Genomic DNA, 22,640 nt, shown 5'->3' on the forward strand with positions numbered 1-22,640 from the left:
GGAGGACCCTTGCCATGACGAAAGACCCCGTGACCATCGTCGAGGTCGGCCTGCGCGACGGGCTCCAGATTCTCGACCGCGTGATGCCGACCGCCGACAAGCTGCGCTGGCTGGAGGCCGAACACCGCGCCGGCGTCCGCCGCTTCGAGGCCGCCTCCTTCGTCCCGCCCAAGCTGCTGCCCCAAATGGCCGACGCCGCCGAGGTGGTGGCCGGGGCCCGCCAACTGCCCGGCATCGTCGTCCACACGCTGGCTCCCAACCTGAAAGGCGCCGTGGCGGCGCTCGCCGCCGGCTCCGACGTCATCGTCCTGCCGCTCTCGGCCAGCGAGGCGCACAGCCGCGCCAATATCCGCAAGACCCGCGCGGAGTCGGTGGAGGAACTGGCCCGCGTCTGCCGCGCCCGTGATGAAGGCGGTTACAAGACCCGCATCGACGCCGGCCTCTCCACCGCCTTCGGCTGCACCATCCAGGGCGAAGTGCCGGAAGACGACGTGGTCCGCCTTGCCGAAGCCTGCCTGGAGGCCGGGGCCGACCGCGTGGCGCTTGCCGACACCGTCGGCTATGCTGATCCGGCGCAGGTCCGCCGCCTCTACAAGCGGGTGAAGGATCTCGCCGGCGACCGGCTGCAGAGTGCCCATTTCCACGACACGCGCGGCCTCGGCCTCGCCAACTGCCTCGCCGTGCTGGACATCGGCATCCGCGAGTTCGACGCCTCGCTCGGCGGGCTGGGCGGCTGCCCGCATGCCCCCGGTGCCAGCGGCAACGTGGCGACCGAGGATCTGGTCTTCATGCTGGAGGCGATGGGCTTCGACACCGGCATCGACCTGGACGCCCTGATCGAGGCGCAGCGCCTGCTCGCCACCCTTCTTCCCGGCCAGACGCTGCACGGCAAGATCGCCGCCGCCGGCCTGCCCAAGCATTTCGTCCAAGGCCACTTCAACCGGAGCCCCGTCCATGCCTGACGCCACCAACCTTCCCCTGGCCGGCATCCGCGTCGTCGAATTCTCCCACATGGTGATGGGGCCGACCTGCGGCATGATCCTGGGCGACCTTGGCGCCGACGTCATCAAGGTGGAGCCGGTGACCGGCGACAAGACCCGGTCCCTGCCGGGGGCCGCCGCCGGCTTCTTCCGCACCTTCAACCGCAACAAGCAGTCGCTGGCAGTCGACCTGAACAGCCCCGACGGGTTGGCCGCCGTCCACAGGCTGGTTGAAACCGCCGACGTGGTGCTGGAGAATTTCCGTCCCGGCCTGATGGCGAAATACGGCCTCGACTACGCCAGCCTGTCCGCGCGCAATCCGCGCATCATCAACCTGTCGCTGAAGGGCTTCCTGCCCGGCCCCTATGAAAAGCGCACGGCGCTGGACGAGGTGGTGCAGATGATGGCCGGGCTGGCCTACATGACCGGCCCGACCGGCCGGCCGCTGCGCGCCGGCAGTTCGGTCAACGACATCATGGGCGGCATGTTCGGCGTGATCGGCATCATGGCGGCGCTGCGCACCCGCGAGGCGACCGGCCGCGGCCAGGACATCCAGTCCGGCCTGTACGAGACCTGCGTCCTGCTGTCGGCCCAGCACATGCAGCAGTTCGCCGTCACCGGCGAGGCGCCGCCCCCCTTCCCGGAGCGCATCGCCGCCTTCAGCATCTACGACACCTTCGAGGTGAAGGACGGCGAGCAGATCTTCCTCGGCGCGGTCAGCGATGTGCAGTGGCGGACCTTCTGCACCGCCTTCGGCTTCGACGACCTGCTGGCCGACCCCAGGCTGGACGGCAACACCAAGCGCTGCCAGGCCCGCGACTGGATGCTGCCGGAGATCCGGCGCCGGCTGGCCGCCTACAGCAAGGCCGAAATCGCGGACCTGTTCGAGCGCAACGGCCTGCCCTACGCCCCGATCAATCGGCCGGAGGAGCTGTTCGACGACCCCCACCTGAACCAGAGTGGCGGCCTCGCCCGCATCACCACCGAGACCGGCGGCGAGACCCGCGTGCCGCTGCTACCGCTGACGCTGGACGGCCGCCGGCTGGGACCGCGCATGGCGCTGCCGCCGGTGGGTGCGCAGAGCGCGACGCTGCTGGCCGAACTGGGCTACACTGCGGACGATATCGACCGGCTGCTCGCCGCCGGGGTGGTCGCCGTTCCGAAGACCGAGAAGGAGACGGAACGGCTCGCCTCCTGACTGGCGCAAAAGCGCGGCGGGACCCAAAAAGGACAACAGGAATGACCACCGAGAGCAATTTCGAAACGGGAGAGTCCCTGCTCGCCCGCCACCCCGGCGCCATCATCCAGCCCGTGCGCGGCGTGTGGCCGCGCATCGCCGCCGACGCTTTCATCGCCCCCGGCGCGGTGGTGGTCGGCGACGTCACCATCGGGGCGGAGGCCAGCGTCTGGTACGGCTGCGTCCTGCGCGGCGACGACCACAGCATCACGGTGGGGCCGCGCACCAACATCCAGGACGGCACCATCATCCATGTCATGCTGAACGACTATCCCACGATCATCGGCGCCGACGTGGTGATCGGTCATGGCGTGCGGATGCATGGCTGCACGCTGGAGGACGGCTGCCTGATCGGCATCGGCTCCATCGTTCTGGACGGTGCGGTGGTGGAAAGCGGCGCCATGCTCGGCGCCGGTGCGTTGCTGACCCCGCGCAAGCGCGTCCCCGCCCGCCAGCTCTGGGCCGGCAGCCCGGCGAAGCACCTGCGCAACGTCACCGACGCCGAGGTGGAGTTCATCGCCTTCGACGTCCGCCACTATGCCGGCCTCGCACGCGCGGCGTCGAGCCGCGGTCAACTCGATCTCGGTGCGGAAATTTAACCAAGAAGGGTATCGACAATACGGGTCGGTATGGGTTCAGTACCGGAATGCGCAGCCACCCCAACTGCTGCGCTCAAGAACGAATTCCGGAGGAGCGCAACCGTGCATACCGACACCCAGCCGCTGACCCAGAGCTATGTTCACGGGGCGAGCCGCACCCCGCTGCTGGGCGAGACCATCGGCGCCCATCTCGACCGCATGGCGTCGCTGTCGCCCGACCGGCCGGCTCTCGTCGTCCGTCACCAGAACGTCCGCTGGACATATGCGGAGTTCAAGCGCCGGGTCGATCAGGTGGCGGCAGGGCTGGTCGGGCTGGGGCTGAAGCCGGGCGAGCGCATCGGCATCTGGTCGCAGAACAACGCCGAATGGGTGGTGACCCAGTTCGCCACCGCCAAGGCCGGCCTGATCCTGGTCAACATCAACCCGGCCTACCGCCTGCACGAGCTGGAATACGCCATCAACAAGGTCGGCTGCGCCGCGCTGATCCTGTCGCCGTCCTTCAAGTCCAGCGACTATCTCGGCATGATCGCCAAGCTGGCGCCGGAACTGGATCAGGCGACCGCCGACAAGCCCCTGTCGCTGCAACGACTGCCGACCCTGCGCCACCTGATCCGGCTGGGCACGGAAAAGACGCCGGGCATGCTGAACTTCGACGACCTGCCGTTGCTGGCCCGCCCGGCCGACGTGGCGGAGCTGGGGCGGCTGGCCGGCCTCCTGCAATTCGACGATCCCGTGAACATCCAGTTCACCAGCGGCACCACCGGCAGCCCGAAGGGCGCCACGCTGACCCACCACAACATCCTGAACAACGGCTTCTTCGTCGGCGAGGCGATGCGCCTGACGGAACAGGACAAGCTCTGCATTCCGGTGCCCTTCTATCATTGCTTCGGCATGGTGCTGGGCAACCTCGCCTGCGTCACCCACCGCGCCTGCATGGTGATTCCGGGCGAGGGCTTCGACCCCGTCGCCGTGCTGGCGGCGGTGCGGGACGAGCGCTGCACCGGCCTGCATGGCGTGCCTACCATGTTCATCGCCCTGCTCGACCACCCCGACTTCGCCAACTACGACCTGTCGAGCCTGCGCACCGGCATCATGGCCGGCTCGCCCTGCCCGATCGAGGTGATGAAGCGCGTGGTCTCCGAGATGAACCAGCGCGAGATCACCATCGCCTACGGCATGACGGAGACCAGCCCGGTCAGCTTCCAAAGCTCCACCGACGATCCGCTGGAACGGCGCGTCTCCACCGTCGGGCGCATCCAGCCGCATCTGGAGGTGAAGATCGTCGATGCCGAGGGCCGCATCGTCCCGCCGGGAACGCCGGGCGAGCTGCTGACCCGCGGCTATTCGGTAATGCGCGGCTATTGGGGCGACGATGAGCAGACGGCGCGGGCCATCGACGCGGCCGGCTGGATGCACACCGGCGACCTCGCCACCATCGACGCGGAGGGCTACTGCAACATCGTCGGCCGGCTGAAGGACATGGTGATCCGCGGCGGCGAGAACATCTACCCGCGCGAGGTGGAGGAATTCCTCTACACCCACCCCGACATCGCCGACGTGCAGGTGTTCGGCGTTCCCGACCAGCAGTATGGCGAACAGCTCTGTGCCTGGATCCGGCCGAAGCCGGGGGAGGCGCTGACCGAACAGCAGGTGACCGCCTTCTGCCAGGGCGCCATCGCCCACTACAAGATCCCGAAATACATCCGCTTCGTCGAAGAGTTCCCGATGACGGTGACCGGCAAGATCCAGAAGTTCGTCATGCGCCAGACCATGATCGAGGAGCTGAACCTGAGCCAGGACCGGACTGCCTAACGGCTCGCCGGCTGGAGCGGTTCGGCACTGAGCAGCGCGCGCAGCAGCGCGTTGGGAAAGCGCCGCCGCACCGTCACCGCGTAGAAGGTCTCGGTGATCCCCGGCAGCACGTCGGCGGCGTGCAGCCGGCCGGATGCCAGCTCGTCCGTCACCACGATGGGCGGCAGTACGGCCAGCCCGACATCCTCGCGGGCGAGCAGGCGCATCATCGCCATGTCGTCAACCTCGGCGGCGATCTGCGGGCGGATGCCGATGCGGTCGGCCAGCGCGTCGAAGGCGATGCGCACGCTGCTGTCGGCGGTCGGCAGGATCACCGGATGCGCGGTCAACAGCTCCGCGATGGTGCCGCCGCCGGCCGCGCGATGCGGGGTTCCAACCAGGGTGACCGGCTGTTCCGCCAGCCGGTGGGCAACGAAGGGTGATGCCGCGTCGCCGGCCGGCGCGCGGTTCATCAGCACCACGTCCAGGTTCAGCGCCTCCAGCGCCTGCAGCAGCTCGGCCTGGCTGCCCGAGCGCAGGATGACGTCGACATCCTCCTGCCCCAGGATCGGGCGCAGGAACCCGATCTGGAAATTGCGCGACAGCGTCGCCTGCGCCCCCACCCGCAAGGCCCGCCGGCTCCGCCCGCTTTCCTTCAGCGTCCCCACCAGTTCCTCGCCGAGCGCGAAGATCGAATCCGCATGGTCGAGCGCGATCCGCCCGGCCTCGGTCAGGCGCAGTTGCCGGCCCTCGCGCTCGAACAGAGCATGGCCCAGCCGTTCCTCCAGCTTGCGGATCTGCACCGACAGCGCCGACTGGGTCAGGTTCAGCCGCGCCGCCGTGCGCGTCAGGTTGCCGTCATGGGCGACCGCCCGGAAATAGAACAGGTGATGGTAATTGAGATCGCGCATCGTTCGATTTTAACGAACGATATCCCGAAAACAATGAATTTTTTTCGACGCTTCAGCGCTGCTAGATCGAAGGGACAGGCTCCTCACGCATTTCCGGAGTGACCGCGTTGTCCACCCACCTCCTGCCGCTCCTCAGCCCGATAGCCCTCCTGCTGGCCGCCTTTGCCGGGCTCCGCACCCCGGGCCGACGCCCCGGCTCCGTCCCGCGACTGGCGGAGATGGCTGCGTTGGCCGCCTTCGTCGTCGCCCTGCTGTCGGCCGGCCTGCTCGCCATCACCGGCGCCGGCACCAGCCCGCTGCTCGGCGCCGCGGGCGTCGGCCTGTCGGTGCGGCTCGACGCGGTGAGTGTGACGATGCTGACCCTGGTCTCCTTCGTCGGCTGGATCGTCGTCCGCTACACCGCCACCTATCTGGACGGCGAGGACCGGCAGGGCGTCTTCACCGGCTGGCTCTGCGCCACGCTGGCCTCGGTGCTGCTGCTGGTGCAGGCCGGCAACCTCGCGCACTTCGTCCTGGCCTGGATCGCCACCAGCCTGTTCCTGCACCGGCTGCTGCTGTTCTACCCGAACCGGCCCACCGCCCGGCGGGCGGCGCGCAAGAAGGCGATCACCGCGCGGGTCGGCGACGCGGCGCTGATCGGCGCCGCGGTCCTGCTCGCCGCGGGCTACGGCACCTCCGACATCGCCGCCATCGCCGAGGCGGCGCGCGCCGGCCAAGGCATGGAAGTCGCCGCCTGGGCCGCCGGCCTGATCGCGCTGGCCGCCCTGCTGAAGTCGGCGCAGTTCCCGACCCATGGCTGGGTGACCGAGGTGATGGAGACGCCGACGCCGGTGTCGGCCCTGCTGCATGCCGGCGTCATCAACGGCGGGGGCTTCCTGCTGATCCGCTTCGCCGACCTGATGCTGCTGGCGCCGGGCGTGCTGTCGGTGCTTGTGATCGTCGGCGGCTTCACCGCCCTGTTCGGCGGTCTGGTGATGCTGACCCAACCGGCGGTCAAGACCTCGCTCGCCTGGTCCACCGTGGCGCAGATGGGCTTCATGGTCCTGCAATGCGGGCTGGCGCTGTTCCCGCTCGCCCTGCTGCACATCGTGGCGCACTCGCTCTACAAGGCGCACGCCTTCCTGGCCGCCGGCAGCGCGGTGGAGGGGGTGGCGGCGATCCGTCGGCCCGGCCCGGTGGCGATCCCCGACGGCGCCGCGGTCGGCCGCGCCTTCCTGGCGGCGCTGACGATCTACGCCGCCTTCTTCGTCCTGTTCGGCGCGCTGTTCGGCTTCGCCGCCAAGCCGCCGCAGGCGGTGGCGCTGGGCACCATCCTGATCTTCGGCGTCGCCTATCTGCTGGCGCAGGGGCTGGCCGGCGCCGCACCGGCCTTCCTGACCCGGCGCACCGCGCTCTACGCCCTCGCCGCCTCCACCGCCTACTTCGCGCTGCAGAGCGTCACCGAATGGGCGCTGACCGGCCCGCTGCCGCACACGCCGGCCCCCGGCCCGCTGGAATGGGCGCTGATGGTGCTGGTGGTGGTCAGCTTCGGCCTCGTCGCCGTCGCCCAGTCGATGTTCCCGCTGTGGGCCTACCATCCGGCCGCCGCCGGGCTGCGGGTCCACCTGTCCAACGGCCTCTACGCCAACGCCGTCTTCGATCGGCTGCTCGGCGGCTGGTCCGTGCGCAAGATTTCCTGATCCCGGAAGGACGATCCCACCATGACCACGCAGTCATCGGCCCGGCCAATCGACGCCGCCTCGGCCCGCAACCCCGCCCTTGCCGCCGTCGCCAACGCCGCCGTTCGCGCGATCCCGCCGGTCTGGCCGCTCGCCTCCAGCGTCGCCGTCAACCCCTTCCTGGGACAGAGCGGCGAGAGCCTCGCCCAGACCGCCGCCCGGCTCGGCCGGGTCGCCGGCATCGCCGTGACCATGCCGCGCCCCTGGTATCTGGAGCGGATCGCGTCCGGCGCCATCACCGACGACGACCTCGCCGGCGCCCTGTCGGCCTCCCCGCACGCCAACCGCCCGGCCTCGCCCGAAGCCCTCAAGGCCGCCGCCGCCACCGCCGCCCCACCGCTGACGGCCCTGCCGACCGTCGCCGAGCTTGCGGCCGATGTCTCCGGCACCGACTGGCCGGGTCTGATCGCCGAACGGTTCGGCGGCTGGGCCGCCGGCTATTTCGACATGGGGCAGGCGCTGTGGGCGGCGCCGCAGGGCAAGTCCGCCTATGCCGCGTGGCGCGCCGTCGCCACCCACGACCTGACGCCGGAAATCCTCGGCCTCACCGGCTTCGCCACCCGGGTCGCCGAGGGTCCGGAAACCGCCGGGCAGGCTCTGGCCGCCGCCGTCGCCCGGCTCGGCATTTCCACCGTCGCCTGCGAAACCTACTTCCACCAGCTTCTGGCCGGCCTCGGCGGCTGGGCGCAGTTCGCCCGCTACCGGCTGTGGCAGGCCGAACTCGCCGGCGGATCCGATACGACGCTGAGCGATTTCCTGGCGATCCGGCTGGTCTGGGAACAGGCACTCCTTGAGCGCTATGAACAGCAGATCGCCAAGCGCTGGCGCACCGTCTGCGCCGCCCATGCCGAGCCGGTGGCGCCCACGGCCGGCCAGATCGTCGACGCCATCCTGCAGGACGCCGCCGACCGCGCCGCCCAGCGGGCGCTGGCCCAGACCTTCGCGCAAGAGCGGGCGGCCCGGCCGTCTCCCGGCCGTCCCATCCTGCAGACCGCCTTCTGCATCGACGTGCGGTCGGAGCTGTTCCGGCGCGCCCTGGAATCGACCGGGCCGGGGATCGAGACCATCGGCTTCGCCGGCTTCTTCGGCCTCGCCCTGTCGCACCGGCGCCATGCCTCCGACGTGGACGAGGCGCGCTGCCCGGTGCTGCTGAACCCCGCCGCCACCTCGCGGACCACCGACTGCGGCCATCACGACCATTGTCACGAACACTTTTCCGGCGACGCCAAGGCCCGGCTGAGCGCGCGGGCGAAGCGGGCCTGGGGCCGGTTCAAGCTCGCCGCCGTGTCGTCCTTCGCCTTCGTGGAAGCGATGGGTCCGGTCTATGCCGGCAAGCTGCTGCGCGACTCCTTCTCGCTGGGCGGCGCCAAAGTGCCCCACGACCCGGCCCCGCGCCTCGATCCCGCCCTGCCGGTGGACCAGCGCGCCGGCATGGCGGCGACCATCCTGCGGGCGATGTCGCTGACCGACGGCTTTGCCCGGATCGTCCTGCTCGCCGGTCATGGCGCCACCACCGTCAACAACCCGCATGCCAGCGCCCTGCAATGCGGCGCCTGCGGCGGCTATTCGGGGGAGGTGAACGCCCGCCTGCTCGCCGGCCTGCTCAACGATCCGGAGGTGCGGATCGCGCTGGCCGGCCAGGACATCGTCATCCCGGACGACACGCTGTTCGTCGGCGCGCTGCACGACACCACCACCGACGCGGTGACTCTCTACGACGCCGACCATCCCTCCGCAGCCCACGCCGCCGACCTGCAGCGGGTGCGCGGCTGGCTCGCCGCCGCCGGGGCCATCGCCCGGGGCGAGCGGGCGCTGCGCCTGCCGCGGGCCAATGGCGCCGACGACGTCGCCGGCCGCAGCCGCGACTGGGCGGAGGTCCGGCCGGAATGGGGCCTTGCCGGATGCGGCGCCTTCATCGCCGCCCCGCGCGGCCGCACGGCCGGCCGCGACCTGCAGGGCCGCAGCTTCCTGCACAGCTACGACTGGCGGCAGGACGAGGGCTTCCGGGTGCTGGAGCTGATCCTCACCGCGCCGGTGGTGGTTGCGAGCTGGATCAGCCTGCAATATTACGGCTCCACCGTCGCGCCGGCCATGTTCGGCGCCGGCAACAAGCTGCTGCACAACGTCACCGGCGGCATCGGCGTGGTCGAGGGCAACGGCGGGCCCCTGCGCGTCGGCCTGCCCTGGCAGTCGGTCCATGACGGCGAGCGCTACATGCACGAGCCGCTGCGGCTTTCGGTGGTAGTGGAGGCACCGCAGACGGCGATCGACGGGGTGCTGTCCCGCCATCCCGAGCTGCGCGCGCTGTTCGACAACGGCTGGCTCCACCTGTTCCGGCTGAACGAGCAGGGCCGAATGGCGAGCCGCTATGTCCGGTCGCTGCAATGGACCGACCTCGACGCTTCCCCGGCTCACGAGGAACCCCTGCCGGAGCCCCAGGAACGGTTGTTGCGGGCCGCCTGCTGAGCTGCCCTCCTTCGGCTATCCGACCGCGCGCTTGCGCTGGGTGGCGAAGGGGCTGAGGCCGAGCCACAGGTGCATGGAGCGGACGAGCGCGGAATCGCCGGTCAGCTCCACGCGCCCGTCCTCGACCGCTTCGCCGAGGCGCATCAACCCCATCCAGATGGCGGTCATGATGCGCAGTTCGGTCACGACATAGAGATCGACGTCGAATCCAGGATCGACCGAGCAGAGATCCACCTCGCCAGTCTCGACGACGAGCCACCAATTGCGCCGGGCGGGCGGCTGGTCCGGATACAGAAACTGTATCACCCGCCGCCCGTCGGCGATCGGCGTGGTGTCGAGATTGCGCCGCATATCCCACATCAGCAGGCTGGGGTCGAGGTTGCGAAGGCTGGGGTTGGATTGAACCCAGCGCTGCCCCCAGAAGCCGATACACTCCACGACCGCGCGCAGATCGCGCCCCGCTTCGGTCAGTCGGTATTCCCCGGCGCCCTTTCCGTCCACCACCCTGAAGAGGACGCCGGCCTCCTCCAGCTCCTTCAGGCGCTTGGACAGAAGTGCCGGCGACATGCGCGGCACCCCCCTGCGCAACTCGTTGAAGTGGGTGCTGCCGGCGACCAGCTCGCGCAGGACCAGCATGGTCCAGCGGGTACACAGGACCTCCGATGCCATGGCGACCGGGCAGAATTGCCCGTAGCTCTGTGACTCCATGCGGGCCTCCCTGCGGCTGGCGGTACAGATGCTGAACTTGAGGCGTGCCGTCACCTGGGGACATGCTGGCCTTCTGCCAAAATAATGGAGCAAGGAGGCTGTAATGTCCGACGGCATTCGCAAGCATACGCCCGTATCCTCCCGCAAACGACGGTGCGGAAGGGGGTAGCGGTCGTCGCGGCCCGGTGGCCGGGAAATGACCGGAACAGGAATAGCCAGAACAGGGAGGGTGTCATGACCGAGTTGTCGCTGCGCACCATCGACGGAGGCCGGGTTTCCCTGGACGGGGAGGCCGTCGGCGGGTTGGCCGCGCAGTTGCGCGGCACCGTCATACCGCCGGAATCCCCGTCCTATGACGAGGCGCGCCGGATCTGGAACGCCATGATCGACCGCCGGCCGGGGCTGATCGTCCGCTGCCATGGGGCGGCCGACGTCCTGCATTGCGTCCGGCTGGCCCGGCGGCACCGGCTGCTGACCGCCATTCGCGGGGCCGGACACAACATCGCCGGCAACGCGGTCTGCGATGGCGGGCTGATGATCGACCTGTCGCCGATGGCGTCGGTGCGCGTCGACCCCGACCGCCGTGCCGGCTGGGTCGGTCCCGGCGCGACGCTCGGCGACTTCGACCGCGAGGCGCAGGCCTTCGGGCTGGCGACGCCGCTCGGCATCAACTCGACCACCGGGGTGGCCGGGCTGACGCTGGGCGGCGGCTTCGGCTGGCTGAGCCGCAAGCATGGGCTGACGGTCGACAATCTGACCGCCGCCGACGTGGTCACCGCCGACGGAAAATTCACGCGGGCCAGCGCGACGGAGAACCCGGACCTGTTCTGGGGCATCCGGGGCGGCGGCGGCAATTTCGGCGTCGTCACCGCCTTCGAGTTCCAACTGCACCCGGTCGGGCCGGAGGTGCTGGCCGGCCTCGTCGTCTATCCGTTCGACCGGGCCGGCGAGCTGCTGCGCCGCTATCGGGAGATCGCCGCCCGCATGCCGGACGAGCTGGCCTGCTGGGTGGTTCTGCGCAAGGCGCCGCCCCTCCCCTTCCTGCCCGCCGACGCGCACGGGACGGAGGTGGTGATCTTCGCCCTCTGCCATGCCGGCGATCCTGCGGCGGGACGCCAAGCGGTGGAACCGATCCTGGCGCTTGGGGAATCGCTGGGACAATCGCCTGGGCAGCCTCAGGTGCAGCCGCTGGGCACGCATCTGGAGATGATGCCCTACGTCGCATGGCAGGCCGCCTTCGACCCGCTGCTGACGCCGGGTGCCCGCAATTACTGGAAATCCCACAATTTCACGGCCCTGGAGGACGGCCTGCTCGACCTCTCCGTCCAATACGCCCGGCAGTTGCCGACTCCCCAATGCGAGATCTTCATCGCGCAGGTCGGTGGGGCCACCCGGCGGGTATCCCCCGATGCCATGGCCTATCCGCACCGCGACGCCGAGTATGTCATGAACGTACACACCCGTTGGGACGACCCGGCGGATGACCGGCGTTGCGTGGACTGGGCGCGGGACTTCTTCACGGCGACCACGCCCTATGCCACCGGCGGCGTTTACGTGAACTTCATCACCGAAGACGAGGAACGGGTCGCGGCGGCCTACGGCCCCAACTACCGGCGCATGACCGCGCTGAAGCAGCGCTTCGACCCGGAGAATCTGTTCCGCATGAACCAGAACGTCCCGGCGCAGGCGGTGGCCTGATCCTCCGCCTGATTTTCACCATCGGTCGGGGTCGCCCCGGCAGGGGCAGCATGGGTGCGGCGGGAGAGGGCATTGGCGCCGGCAATGTGGAACCGGCGCTTTCGCCCCCTCCCGCCGCACCCATGCCCGTTCGGCGCCCCGGTGGAACAGCGGTGGCGAGGCCCCCCTTTTGGGTTGCGCGCGTCCCGTGCCGTCCGGACCATCCTCCATCGCCGCGAACCCCACGGCAGCTTTGAAGACAGGCTGTCTTTAAAATACTCCCATATGCAGGACATATCGCGGTATTTATGCGACTTTTGGACGCATACTCCAGAATGTAGCGCCGATCCTACGGTAATGAATTATTCATTGCTCTCGCGTAAAGGGTTTTGACAGGCCAGATTGCTAAAATAGGTTTGACCTAAAAGCATCGGCTTTCTACTTTTGCAACCACCAAACGGTATAGGTGCTGCAATTCTAGTGCAGGTTCAGAGGTTCACGCACGGAGGTTCGTTATGAGAGCATTTTGGGGTTTGGTAATCGGCGCAGCCCTGCTGATGGCAGCGGGCGGCGCGCAGGCGCAGGAAAAGCTTCGGATCGGCCATGTGCTGCCGAAGGGTTCGCAGTTCAGCGAAGCCGTTCGGGTGATGAGCGAAGAACTCCAGCGCCGTACGAACAACAAATATGTGCTCGAGGAACATCCTGCCAGCGAACTGGGCTCCGGCCCGGCCATGCTGGAGGCCGTGAAGCTCGGCACCATCGACCTGGTGCTGTCCTCGTCGGGCGGCGCGCTGGCGCAGTTCAACCCGAACGTCGGCATCCTCGACCTGATGCTGCTGTTCCGTGACGAGGCGCACGCCGATCTGGTCCTGGACGGCCCCATCGGCAAGTCCCTGCTCGACTCCTTCAAGGACACCAACACGGTGGCGTTGGCCTGGGCGGAGAACGGCTTCCGCCAGCTCACCAACTCGGTCCGGCCGATCAAGACCCCCGCGGACATGAAGGGCCTGAAGATGCGCATCGCCGAAAGCGATCTCTTCAAGAAGGCCTTCCAGACGCTGGGGGCCGAACCCTTCAGCATGCCCTTCGCGCAGCTCTATCCCGCCTTGAAGAGCGGTCAGGCCGAAGGCCAGGAAAACCCGGTCACCACGATCGTCGGCTCCAAGCTGTACGAAGTGCAGAGCAACATCACGCTCAGCAACCACACCTATTCGCCGGCCGTCATCCTGATCAACAAGGAATTCTTCGACGACCTGTCACCCGAGATGAAGACCGCCTTCGTCGAAGCGGCCCGCGCCGGCGGCAAGGCGTCGCGTGAATTCGTGCGCAACCGCGACCGCGAGGGGATGAAGGTCCTCAAGGCGTCGCCGATCACCATCACGACCGATTTCGATCGTGCGGCCTTCGAAAAGGCCCTTGAGCCGTTCTATCAGGAGGCGGCCAAGCAGTTCACGATGGAAAAGATCATGGCGATCAAGAACGCCAAGTAACCGTTCACGTTCGTCGACAACAGCGGGGAGGCCGGCGGGCCTGGACATTCCGCCCCTCGTACCCTCCCCGCCCTCCTGACGCGATCCCGCGCCGCCGTCCAAGCGACGTTTTTCACAACGGGTGTCCGCATGTTTCGTTTGGCCTCGCACATGAAGATCTCGCAGAAAATATACGCAGGCTTCATGGCCTCGATCGCCCTGATCGTGTTTCTGGGCGTTCAGTTTGTGAACAACGTCGACACCATCCGCGGCGAGTTGGAAGGGGTCATATCGGTCGGCCACGACGCCATGAGCACGGCTCGGCTGGTCGAGATCAGCGAGCACATGGACCGCGCGGTCCTCACCTACATCGCCTCGCAATCGGAGACCGACCTCTTCAGCGCGCGCAAGGAGGTGGATGTCTTCGTGAAGGCGATCGCCGAAACCGACACCGGAACGGACCTGACGGTCGACCGGGCGAGCATCGGCGCCCTGCAGAAGGCCGCCGCCAGCTACCGCGCCGCCTTCGACGAGACCGTCGCCGCCGTCACCCGCCGCCGCGACGGCGTCGGGCAATCCTTCCTGGTCGGCGCCCAGCTGAACACCACCGCCGTGGCCCTGGTGGAGGGCACGCAGAACATCGGCGAGGCGCCGGGACTTCAGGCGGCACTCCGCCTCCAGCAGGCGCTGCAGGCCACCCGCATGGCGGCCGCCCGCTATTTCACCACCTTCGATCCCAACGATGCCGACGCCACCAAGGGCGAGTTGGCGCGTCTGCGTGAATCGATTCAGGAAGCCAAGACCGTCATCACCAACAAGCGCCTTCTGCGCTTCCTCGGTTCCATGGAACCGCAGCTGGTCACCTTCACCAAGGGGCTGGAGGACGCCATCGGCGGTAGCCAGACGCTGATCGGATCGCAGGTCCGGATCCGCGACATCCTGGCCGAACTGCAGCAGATCGTCCGCAGCATCGTCACCGCCTTTTCCGACACGCAGACGCAGACCCAGGCGCGGGCCGCCGATGCGCTCGACGCCAGCTGGCGCCAGGCCGTCATCACGCCCGTCATCGCCGTGCTCGCCGGCATCGTCTTCGCGCTGCTGATCGCCAGATCGATCGTCGGCCCGATTCGCCGCATGACGGCGGCCATGAGCGCTCTGGCCAAGGGCGACACCTCGATCGAAATCCCGGCCATCGAAAACCGAGACGAGGTGGGCGACATGGCCCGCGCGGTCCAGGTCTTCAAGGAAAACGCCATCCACATGGAGCGGCTGCGCAACGCCCAGGAGGAGCAGCGGCTGCGCAACGAGGCGGAGAAGCGCGAGGCCATGAACAGCCTGGCCGAGAACTTCGAAAGCACGGTCATGGACGTGGTCCAGCACGTCATCCGCGAGGCCGAGGTTGTGGAGACCAACGCCCGCCTGTTCGCCAGCGTTGCGGAACAGACGGTCGAACTGGCCACCCAGGGCGCTTCCGCCACCGAAGAGGCGAGCATCAACGTCAAGATGGTGTCGGAAGCGGTGGAGGAGCTGTCCCATTCCGTCGCCGCCATCAGCGGTCAGGCCTCCCAGTCCACCGAGATCGCCCGCGACGCCGTCAACGAGGCGCGCAAGACCAACGAAGTCGTCTCGGCGCTGGCCGAAGCGGCCGGCCGCATCGGCGACGTCGTCCACATGATCGAGAACATCGCGAAGCAGACCAACCTGCTGGCGTTGAACGCGACGATCGAGGCCGCCCGCGCCGGCGAGTTCGGCAAGGGCTTCGCCGTGGTCGCCAACGAGGTGAAGGCGCTCGCCAACCAGACCACCGTCGCGACCGGCGAGATCAGCGTCCAGATCAACGCCATCCAGTCGACCAGCTTCAGCGCGGTGAACGCGATCAAGCGGATCGGCGAGACCATCGACCGCATGGACAGCATCGCCATGAGCATCTCGGGTGCGGTGCAGCAGCAGTTCCAGGCAACGACGGAGATCAGCGACAATCTCCGTCAGGCGGCACTCGGCACCACGGAGGTTGCCAGCTCCATCACCCATGTGCTGCACAAGGCGACCGACGCCGGCAGCTCTGCCGAAATGCTGCTGGAAAGCTCTGGCACGCTGAGCCACCAGACCTCGCTGCTGAAGGAGGAGGTCAACTCCTTCACCGACCGCATCCGGGTCGCCTGATCCGCCCCACCGCCTGCCGGTTATTCGACCGGCTCCCCCCGAACAACAAGGCGCCGGTGCTGGGACATCCCACTCCGGCGCCTTCTCTTTTGCCGCAGCCGTCCGCGATCCCGGCAGGTCGGGGACCGCGGACGGCCGAAGGCGTCAATGAGGCGGCTTGATCGACAGTGGTGCCCCGACCTCACCGGGATAGACGGCGAGCAGGCGGACCGGCTCCTTGCCCTCGTTGACGCCATGGTGGAATTCCGCCGACTCCACGAAGGCATCACCCTTCTTGTAGACATAGGCGGCGCCGGTCACCTCCCGGATGGTCAGCTCGCCGGCCAGGATGTAGGTGATCAACGGGATCGGGTGGTTGTGGACGCCGGTGTCGACGCCCGGCGGTATCTCCGTGACCCGCACCGTGACCAGCGGCTTGCCGGTCGGATAGACGATCGGAACCCCGTTGGCATGAGTCGAGGTCTGCAGCAGGACCGTGGACCGCGCCGCCGGCGGCTTGGCCGCCCCATTGGCCGAGTTGTCGGCCAGGGCCGGCGATCCCGCCAGCAGACCCGCAGCGAGCAGGGTGACGCCCGCAAGCAGGCGGGGGCGCGTGACGGCTTCGGCGATGCTCCGCCGATGTTTCGCGAATTGGATCATGGCGCTCTTCTCATCCGTGGGGGGAAGGGTGAAAGGGCGCTCCCGGTTTGGAACGTCAGACCGGCTCCGCGGCGCGGCGCTTCTCCTCGCGCATCGCCAGGGAAATGAGCGCACCGGTTGCGAGTGCGGCAAGAACCAGGGCCACGCATCCGGGCCACCCGGCGGTTTTCCACAAAAGGCCGGGCATGATGGCGCCGAGGCTGCCGCCAAGATAGAAGCAGCAGACATAGAGTCCGGCGGCGGCCCCCTTGTTCGCCGTCGCCACCCGGCCGACATAGCCGAGCGCCAGCGACTGGCACAGGAACACGCCGCCCAGGAAAATTCCGGTGCCGGCGACCACCGCCGTCAGATCGGGCAGCAGGAGCAGCAACTGCCCGACCGCGCAGACGCCGAAAGCGACGCGATAGGCGTTGCCGGTTCCCAGCAGACGCAACAGCCGGCTGTTGACCAGCGGGGCGGTCGCGCTGAGCGGATAGACCAGGAAGACGAGGCCGATCCCCGCCGCCGTCAGTCCGAACGGCGGCTCCGCCAGATGGAATCCCAGATAGGACAGGCATCCGGTCATCGAGAACAGGACGGTGCCGCCGCACAGGCTCACCGCGCGAATCCGGCCATCCTGAAGATGCGTCCCCATGCCGCGGATATTGGCCAGGATCGACCCAGTCCCACGGCCGCGGTCCGGCGTCAGCCAGAGCGCGACGAAGACCGCGCAGAATGCCGAAACCGCGGCCAGGGCGGCGAACCCGCTCTGCCAACCGGCGATGTCGGCCACCAATCCGGAGACGAACCGCCCGGCAAAGCCGCCGATGGCCGATCCGGTGACGAACATGCCGGTCACCGATGCGCCGCGGGTGCCTTCCCAGCGGGTGCCGATATAGGCGACGGCACCGGTGAACAGCGCCGGCAGCACGATACCCTGGCTGAAACGGACGGCCAGCAGCTCGTTCAAGCTGCCGCACAGCGTCAGCAGAAGCGTCAGCGGGACCAGGATGGCGATGGCCGTCAGCATCGAGCGCTTGCGCCCGAACCTGTCGGTCAGCGGGCCGGCCAGCGGCGCCGACAGCGCGACGGCCAGCGTCGTCGCCCCGATCACCGCCCCGGTTTCCGCCGGGCTGGCCTGGAAGCTGCTGGCCAACTGCGGCAGGACCGACTGGGGGGCATAGAGCGGCAGGAAGGCTGCGAAGCCCAGAAGGAAGATCGCCGCCCGCTCCCGCGGCAGGATTGGCAGCGGGGAGGGGGATGCGGTCCCGGACCTGTCATCCTCCGCCTCGCGCGCCGTCTCGGTTCGATGGCCGTCCATGGGGTGGATGCCGCGCCGTCAGTCGGTGATGTTCGGATCGAACTCGACCGCCGACTTGTCGGATTCGGTGATCTGCGGAACACCGAAGGTGATGGTCATCCCCTCCGGCCCGCGCAGCCGGATGATGGCGTTGATGCCATCGGCGGCACCCCAGAACAGCTTGTGCTGACGCACGCTCTCCTTGCGGTCGATGACCGCCTCGATCAGGCAGGGGCCGCGTGCCGCCATCGCCTCCTCCAGCGCGCCGTTGAACTCCGCGAGATCGCCGGCCCGCCATGTCCGCCAGCCGGAAGCCTGCGCCGCAAGCCCGATGTTCAGCGTCGGCGGAGAGATGAAGTCCATGACCTCCGGCGTCTTCGCGGTCGGCAGATACTCAAAGATGGCGCCGCCTCCGTTGTTCAGGACAACCAGCACGATGTCCAGGTCGCCGGCAAGCTGCAGGCTGCCGACATCATGCGAGAAGGCCATGTCCCCGATGACCGAGAGGGTTTTCTTCGGGCGCTGCGCCGCCGCGACACCGATCAGCGTGCCGATGGAGCCGTCGATGCCGTTTACACCGCGGTTGGCGAACAGGCGCAGCCGGGCATCGGTCCGGCCGGAGAAGCTGTCGGCATCGCGCACGGCCATGGAATTGCCGCAGAAGAACACCGCTCCTTCGGGCGTCGCCTGGACCATCCGCCGCAGGATCGGCGCCTCCCAGAAGATCGTGTCGAAGGCGCTGCGCGACAGGCCGTCGATGTAGGCATCGCAGGCGACGAAGGACTGCGCCCAGGATGCCGGTGCAGGACGCAGAGCGTCCGACGCGACCAGCGCCTTGCACAGCGATTCGGGGCTGGCGCGCACGATCTCGGTCATGCGCAGGATCGGATCCTGCCATTTGTTGGTCGGATCGACGCCGATATAATCGCTGCAGTTGGTGTTCTGCAGATAGGTCAGCACCGGCTTCGAAATCGGCGGTCCGCCGAAATTCATCACCCACTCCGGCTTGTGGGTGTCGGTGAAGCGCGTCGCCCTCAGGAAGGAATCGGCGCGCGCGATCACTGGAACGTCGCTTGGCGCACCGAAACGCAGGTTGCTGAAAGGATCGGCGAGGATCGGAGCGCCGAGTCGGCGCGACAACTCGTAGATGGCGGCGGGGAAACCCGGCTCGTCGATCTCGCTGGCGCCGCAGACGATCACGCCGCGGCGACCGGCCAGGGACTCGGCCAACCGCCGGGCGTGATCCGCGTTCACCGTCAGGACCGGGTTGGAGACCACCGGCGGCGTGGGAACCGGGCGCTTGTTGCGGAGTTTCGCCACAAGCGGGTCGCGGAACGCCTGGTTCACATGCACCGGGCCAGGGGTGGCCCCGGTCGCCTGCTCATAGATGCGGGACACCAGCGGCGAGAGCGAATCGATGCTGGCGTCGGGAAGCTGGATGTTGTGGGATGCCCGCACATGCTGGCCAAAGGCGCGGATCTGGTCGATCGCCTGCGCGGAACTGCGGTCCTGGTTCTCCGGGGCGCGGTCGGCGGTGATGACGATCAGCGGAATCATCCCGTAATTCGCCTCCATCACGGCGGGATAGAACTGCCCCACTGCGGAGCCCGACGTGCAGATCAGAATGGTCGGCTTCTGCGTCACGCTCGACAGGCCAAGCGCGAAGAAGCCCGCCGAGCGCTCGTCGATGACGACTGACACCTTCAGCTTGGGGTTGGCGCGGCAGGCGAGCGCCAGCGGCGCCATCTGCGCGCCCGGACACATCACCGCATGGGTGCAGCCGACCTCCACCAGGGAATCGATCAGGAAGGCCGACCAGGTGAAGTTCAGTTCGGCATCGCCGGACACGATTCCACGGAAGGTCGTGTTGTCGACCTCCACCGGAGCCGCAGGCGACGCGCTCCCTTGCGTGGCCCGCACCGGAATGTTGGTGGCAATATGATCAGCCACTTCAACTTCTTTGCTCACCTTGGCCCCCATCATAAACGCAGGAGAACGTCATAAGAATTCCGTCCCCCATGATAGGCGAATACCGAGCACTAATGCAATTTCAATGAGAGTTTCGTATGATGAGACAATTTTCAACAACGTTGCTATAGATTGCAGGTGGTTTCCGGGTGTTATCCTCGGCATCTGCACGCGTAAAAAAGGCCATCCTCGTGGTGGCTTCGGAACGGAGGATGCGATGGCACAACGGCCCCGCCTGCAATGCTGGCTCGACCCCGAACGCCGAAACGCCCCGGCTCTGATGAACCGGGGCGTTTCTGATGTCGTGACGATGCAAGCTTGTGCTTATGGATTAGCGTCTCTTGAGCCTGAGTGACCTGGCGGCGACCTACTCTCCCACGTCTTAAGACGCAGTACCATTGGCGCGGAGGCTTTTCACGGCCGAGTTCGGGATGGGATCGGGTGTTTGACACCTCGCCATGACCACCAGGTCACCAAGGCTCAAGACCGACGCTTATCCGAAAGCTTCGCTTGTTCAGTGCAAGTGAGGGAGGAGTGTGTATCGAACTGCGGCGCGTGCTGTCAAGCTGCTGTTTTGAGCAGGCTTGCTGCTGCGCATGGCGCGGTTAGTGGGGTCGAGATCAAGCCGATCGAGCGATTAGTAAGGCTTAGCTTCAAGCATTGCTGCCCGTCCACATGCCTCCTATCGACGTGATGGTCTGTCACGGCTCTCAAGGGAGCTCTGGTTTAGAGGTGGGTTTCCCGCTTAGATGCTTTCAGCGGTTATCCCGTCCATACTTAGCTACCCGGCCATGCCACTGGCGTGACAACCGGTGCACCAGAGGTATGTCCATCCCGGTCCTCTCGTACTAGGGACAGATCCTCGCAAAACTCCGACACCCACGGCAGATAGGGACCGAACTGTCTCACGACGTTCTAAACCCAGCTCACGTACCACTTTAATCGGCGAACAGCCGAACCCTTGGGACCTGCTCCAGCCCCAGGATGTGATGAGCCGACATCGAGGTGCCAAACGACTCCGTCGATATGGACTCTTGGGAGTCATCAGCCTGTTATCCCCGGCGTACCTTTTATCCGTTGAGCGATGGCCCGTCCACGTGGAGCCACCGGATCACTATGGCCGACTTTCGTCTCTGCTCGACTTGTCAGTCTTGCAGTCAGGCGGGCTTATGCCATTGCACTCGACGAGCGATTTCCGACCGCTCTGAGCCCACCATCGCGCGCCTCCGTTACACTTTGGGAGGCGACCGCCCCAGTCAAACTACCCGCCATGCAGGGTCCCGGACCCGGGTAACGGGCCACGGTTAGATGCCAGAGACTTCAAGGGTGGTATTTCAAGGATGGCTCCACACGAGCTGGCGCCCATGCTTCCAAGCCTCCCACCTATCCTACACATGAAGTCCCTAGCACCACTGCAAAGCTGTAGTAAAGGTGCACGGGGTCTTTCCGTCTGACCGCGGGAACTCCGCATCTTCACGGAGAGTTCAATTTCGCTGAGTTGGTGTTGGAGACAGCGGGGAAGTCGTTACGCCATTCGTGCAGGTCGGAACTTACCCGACAAGGAATTTCGCTACCTTAGGACCGTTATAGTTACGGCCGCCGTTTACCGGGGCTTCAATTCAAGGCTTGCACCTCTCCTCTTAACCTTCCGGCACCGGGCAGGCGTCAGACCCTATACGTCGCCTTGTGTGGCTTCGCAGAGCCCTGTGTTTTTAGTAAACAGTCGCTACCCCCTGGTCTGTGCCCCCCGCCTGGACTTGCGTCCAAACGGGGCCCTCTTCTTCCGAAGTTACGAGGGCAATTTGCCGAGTTCCTTCAACACCATTCTCTCAAGCGCCTGGGTATACTCTACCAGTCCACCTGTGTCGGTTTGGGGTACGGTCTATACGGCGGGGCTGTTTCCTGGAACCGGTCCACAGCATGTCCAATCCGATAAGGACATACACGCTTTCCGATCCGTCACCTCCGCCAGGCCCACGATTATTAACGTGGTTCCCATCGACTACGCCTTTCGGCCTCGCCTTAGGGGCCGGCTCACCCTGCGTGGATTAACCTTGCGCAGGAACCCTTGGACTTTCGGCGACAGTGTTTCTCACACTGTTTGTCGCTACTCATGTCAGCATTCTCACTTCCGATACCTCCAGGCGGCCTCACGGACACCCTTCGCAGGCTTACGGAACGCTCCGCTACCACGTGATCAAAGATCACATCCGCAGCTTCGGTACACGGCTTGAGCCCCGATACATTTTCGGCGCAGGCCGGCTTAACTAGACCAGTGAGCTATTACGCTTTCTTTAAAGGATGGCTGCTTCTAAGCCAACCTCCTGGTTGTCATGGCCTTCCCACATCCTTTCCCACTTAGCCGTGATTTGGGGACCTTAGCTGGCGGTCTGGGCTGTTTCCCTCTCGACGATGGACCTTAGCACCCACCGTCTGTCTGCCGGACTGCACTCTGCGGTATTCGGAGTTTGGTTAGGTTTGGTAAGGCTCGCGCCCCCCTAGCCCATCCAGTGCTCTACCCCCGCAGGTGATATCCGACGCGCTACCTAAATAGCTTTCGCGGAGAACCAGCTATTTCCTGATTTGATTGGCCTTTCACCCCTAGCCACAGGTCATCTCCGACTTTTTCAACAGGCGTGAGTTCGGTCCTCCAGTGCGTGTTACCGCACCTTCAACCTGCCCATGGCTAGATCATCAGGTTTCGGGTCTAAAGCATGCAACTCGGTCGCCCTATTCAGACTCGCTTTCGCTGCGCCTCCACCTACCGGCTTAAGCTCGCTGCATACTCTAAGTCGCTGACCCATTATACAAAAGGTACGCCGTCACCCCATGAAGAGGCTCCGACTGCTTGTAGGCATCCGGTTTCAGGAACTGTTTCACTCCCCTTGTCGGGGTGCTTTTCACCTTTCCCTCACGGTACTGGTGCACTATCGGTCACTGAGGAGTACTTAGGCTTGGAGGGTGGTCCCCCCATGTTCAGACAGGGTTTCACGTGCCCCGCCCTACTCGAGCATCTTGTCCGGTTTATCCATACG

At 66.7% G+C, this 22,640-nt stretch carries 14 protein-coding genes and 2 rRNA genes (1 of these 16 cut by a window edge); 9 read left to right on the forward strand and 7 right to left on the reverse strand.

Translation table 11 applies throughout. The annotated features are described in order from the left end of the window. Nucleotides 1-14 precede the first annotated feature (14 nt). The 4 genes from PWS46_RS15855 to PWS46_RS15870 all read left to right on the forward strand — a co-directional run bounded on the left by PWS46_RS15855 (nucleotide 15) and on the right by PWS46_RS15870 (nucleotide 4,628). Nucleotides 15-962, forward strand: a complete 948-nt coding sequence (locus PWS46_RS15855) for a hydroxymethylglutaryl-CoA lyase (RefSeq protein ID WP_434622013.1) — start codon at nucleotides 15-17, stop codon at nucleotides 960-962. Further along, nucleotides 955-2,178, forward strand: a complete 1,224-nt coding sequence (locus PWS46_RS15860; RefSeq protein WP_434622015.1) for a CaiB/BaiF CoA transferase family protein — start codon at nucleotides 955-957, stop codon at nucleotides 2,176-2,178. The genes PWS46_RS15855 and PWS46_RS15860 overlap by 8 nt, the downstream gene beginning before the upstream one ends. Before the next feature lie 41 nt (nucleotides 2,179-2,219). Continuing rightward, nucleotides 2,220-2,816 (forward strand): gamma carbonic anhydrase family protein, encoded by a 597-nt coding sequence (locus tag PWS46_RS15865; protein WP_434622017.1) that lies wholly within the window; start codon nucleotides 2,220-2,222, stop codon nucleotides 2,814-2,816. Nucleotides 2,817-2,918: 102 nt separating this feature from the next. Continuing rightward, the gene (locus tag PWS46_RS15870; RefSeq protein WP_434622019.1) at nucleotides 2,919-4,628 is read left to right on the forward strand and encodes an AMP-binding protein; all 1,710 of its coding nucleotides are present in this window, start codon (nucleotides 2,919-2,921) and stop codon (nucleotides 4,626-4,628) included. On the opposite strand, the gene PWS46_RS15875 is transcribed toward PWS46_RS15870, so the two are convergent. Then, nucleotides 4,625-5,518: a LysR family transcriptional regulator gene (locus PWS46_RS15875; protein WP_434622021.1), complete on the reverse strand. Its 894-nt coding sequence runs from the start codon at nucleotides 5,516-5,518 to the stop codon at nucleotides 4,625-4,627. The genes PWS46_RS15870 and PWS46_RS15875 overlap by 4 nt on opposite strands. Nucleotides 5,519-5,616: 98 nt before the next feature. On the opposite strand from PWS46_RS15875, the gene PWS46_RS15880 reads away from it, so the two are divergent. Continuing rightward, nucleotides 5,617-7,197: a proton-conducting transporter transmembrane domain-containing protein gene (locus PWS46_RS15880; protein ID WP_434622023.1), complete on the forward strand. Its 1,581-nt coding sequence runs from the start codon at nucleotides 5,617-5,619 to the stop codon at nucleotides 7,195-7,197. A gap of 21 nt (nucleotides 7,198-7,218) precedes the next feature. Beyond that, entirely contained in the window at nucleotides 7,219-9,702 is a 2,484-nt protein-coding gene (locus PWS46_RS15885) for a YbcC family protein (RefSeq protein ID WP_434622025.1), read from the forward strand. 15 nt (nucleotides 9,703-9,717) lie between these two features. Here the strand turns inward: PWS46_RS15885 and PWS46_RS15890 are convergent, their stop codons facing one another. Further along, nucleotides 9,718-10,410: a winged helix-turn-helix transcriptional regulator gene (locus PWS46_RS15890; protein ID WP_434622027.1), complete on the reverse strand. Its 693-nt coding sequence runs from the start codon at nucleotides 10,408-10,410 to the stop codon at nucleotides 9,718-9,720. A gap of 234 nt (nucleotides 10,411-10,644) precedes the next feature. Here PWS46_RS15890 and PWS46_RS15895 point away from each other — a divergent pair, with 234 nt between their 5' ends. The 3 genes from PWS46_RS15895 (at nucleotide 10,645) to PWS46_RS15905 (ending at nucleotide 15,719) form a co-directional block, all read left to right on the forward strand. Beyond that, nucleotides 10,645-12,108, forward strand: coding sequence for an FAD-binding oxidoreductase (locus PWS46_RS15895; protein WP_434622029.1), 1,464 nt, complete (start codon nucleotides 10,645-10,647; stop codon nucleotides 12,106-12,108). Between the two features lie 494 nt (nucleotides 12,109-12,602). Continuing rightward, nucleotides 12,603-13,577, forward strand: a complete 975-nt coding sequence (locus PWS46_RS15900) for a TRAP transporter substrate-binding protein (RefSeq protein ID WP_434622031.1) — start codon at nucleotides 12,603-12,605, stop codon at nucleotides 13,575-13,577. Between the two features lie 183 nt (nucleotides 13,578-13,760). Then, on the forward strand, nucleotides 13,761-15,719 hold the full coding sequence (locus PWS46_RS15905) for a methyl-accepting chemotaxis protein (protein ID WP_434622033.1): 1,959 nt from the start codon (nucleotides 13,761-13,763) through the stop codon (nucleotides 15,717-15,719). Nucleotides 15,720-15,863: 144 nt separating this feature from the next. On the opposite strand, the gene PWS46_RS15910 is transcribed toward PWS46_RS15905, so the two are convergent. The 5 genes from PWS46_RS15910 to PWS46_RS15930 form a co-directional block, all read right to left on the reverse strand. Further along, on the reverse strand, nucleotides 15,864-16,358 hold the full coding sequence (locus PWS46_RS15910) for a cupin domain-containing protein (protein WP_434622035.1): 495 nt from the start codon (nucleotides 16,356-16,358) through the stop codon (nucleotides 15,864-15,866). Between the two features lie 55 nt (nucleotides 16,359-16,413). Continuing rightward, the gene (locus tag PWS46_RS15915; protein WP_434622037.1) at nucleotides 16,414-17,658 is read right to left on the reverse strand and encodes an MFS transporter; all 1,245 of its coding nucleotides are present in this window, start codon (nucleotides 17,656-17,658) and stop codon (nucleotides 16,414-16,416) included. Between the two features lie 18 nt (nucleotides 17,659-17,676). Then, complete coding sequence (menD, locus tag PWS46_RS15920; protein WP_434622039.1) at nucleotides 17,677-19,587, reverse strand: 2-succinyl-5-enolpyruvyl-6-hydroxy-3-cyclohexene-1-carboxylic-acid synthase; 1,911 nt, start codon at nucleotides 19,585-19,587, stop codon at nucleotides 17,677-17,679. Between the two features lie 372 nt (nucleotides 19,588-19,959). Next, a 5S ribosomal RNA gene (rrf, locus tag PWS46_RS15925) occupies nucleotides 19,960-20,075 on the reverse strand. 146 nt (nucleotides 20,076-20,221) lie between these two features. After that, nucleotides 20,222-22,640, reverse strand: a 23S ribosomal RNA gene (locus tag PWS46_RS15930); it runs 326 nt beyond the window's last position.

This window comes from Azospirillum sp. B2RO_4 (genome assembly GCF_051124815.1).
In the GTDB taxonomy this organism is placed as follows: Bacteria; Pseudomonadota; Alphaproteobacteria; order Azospirillales; family Azospirillaceae; genus Azospirillum.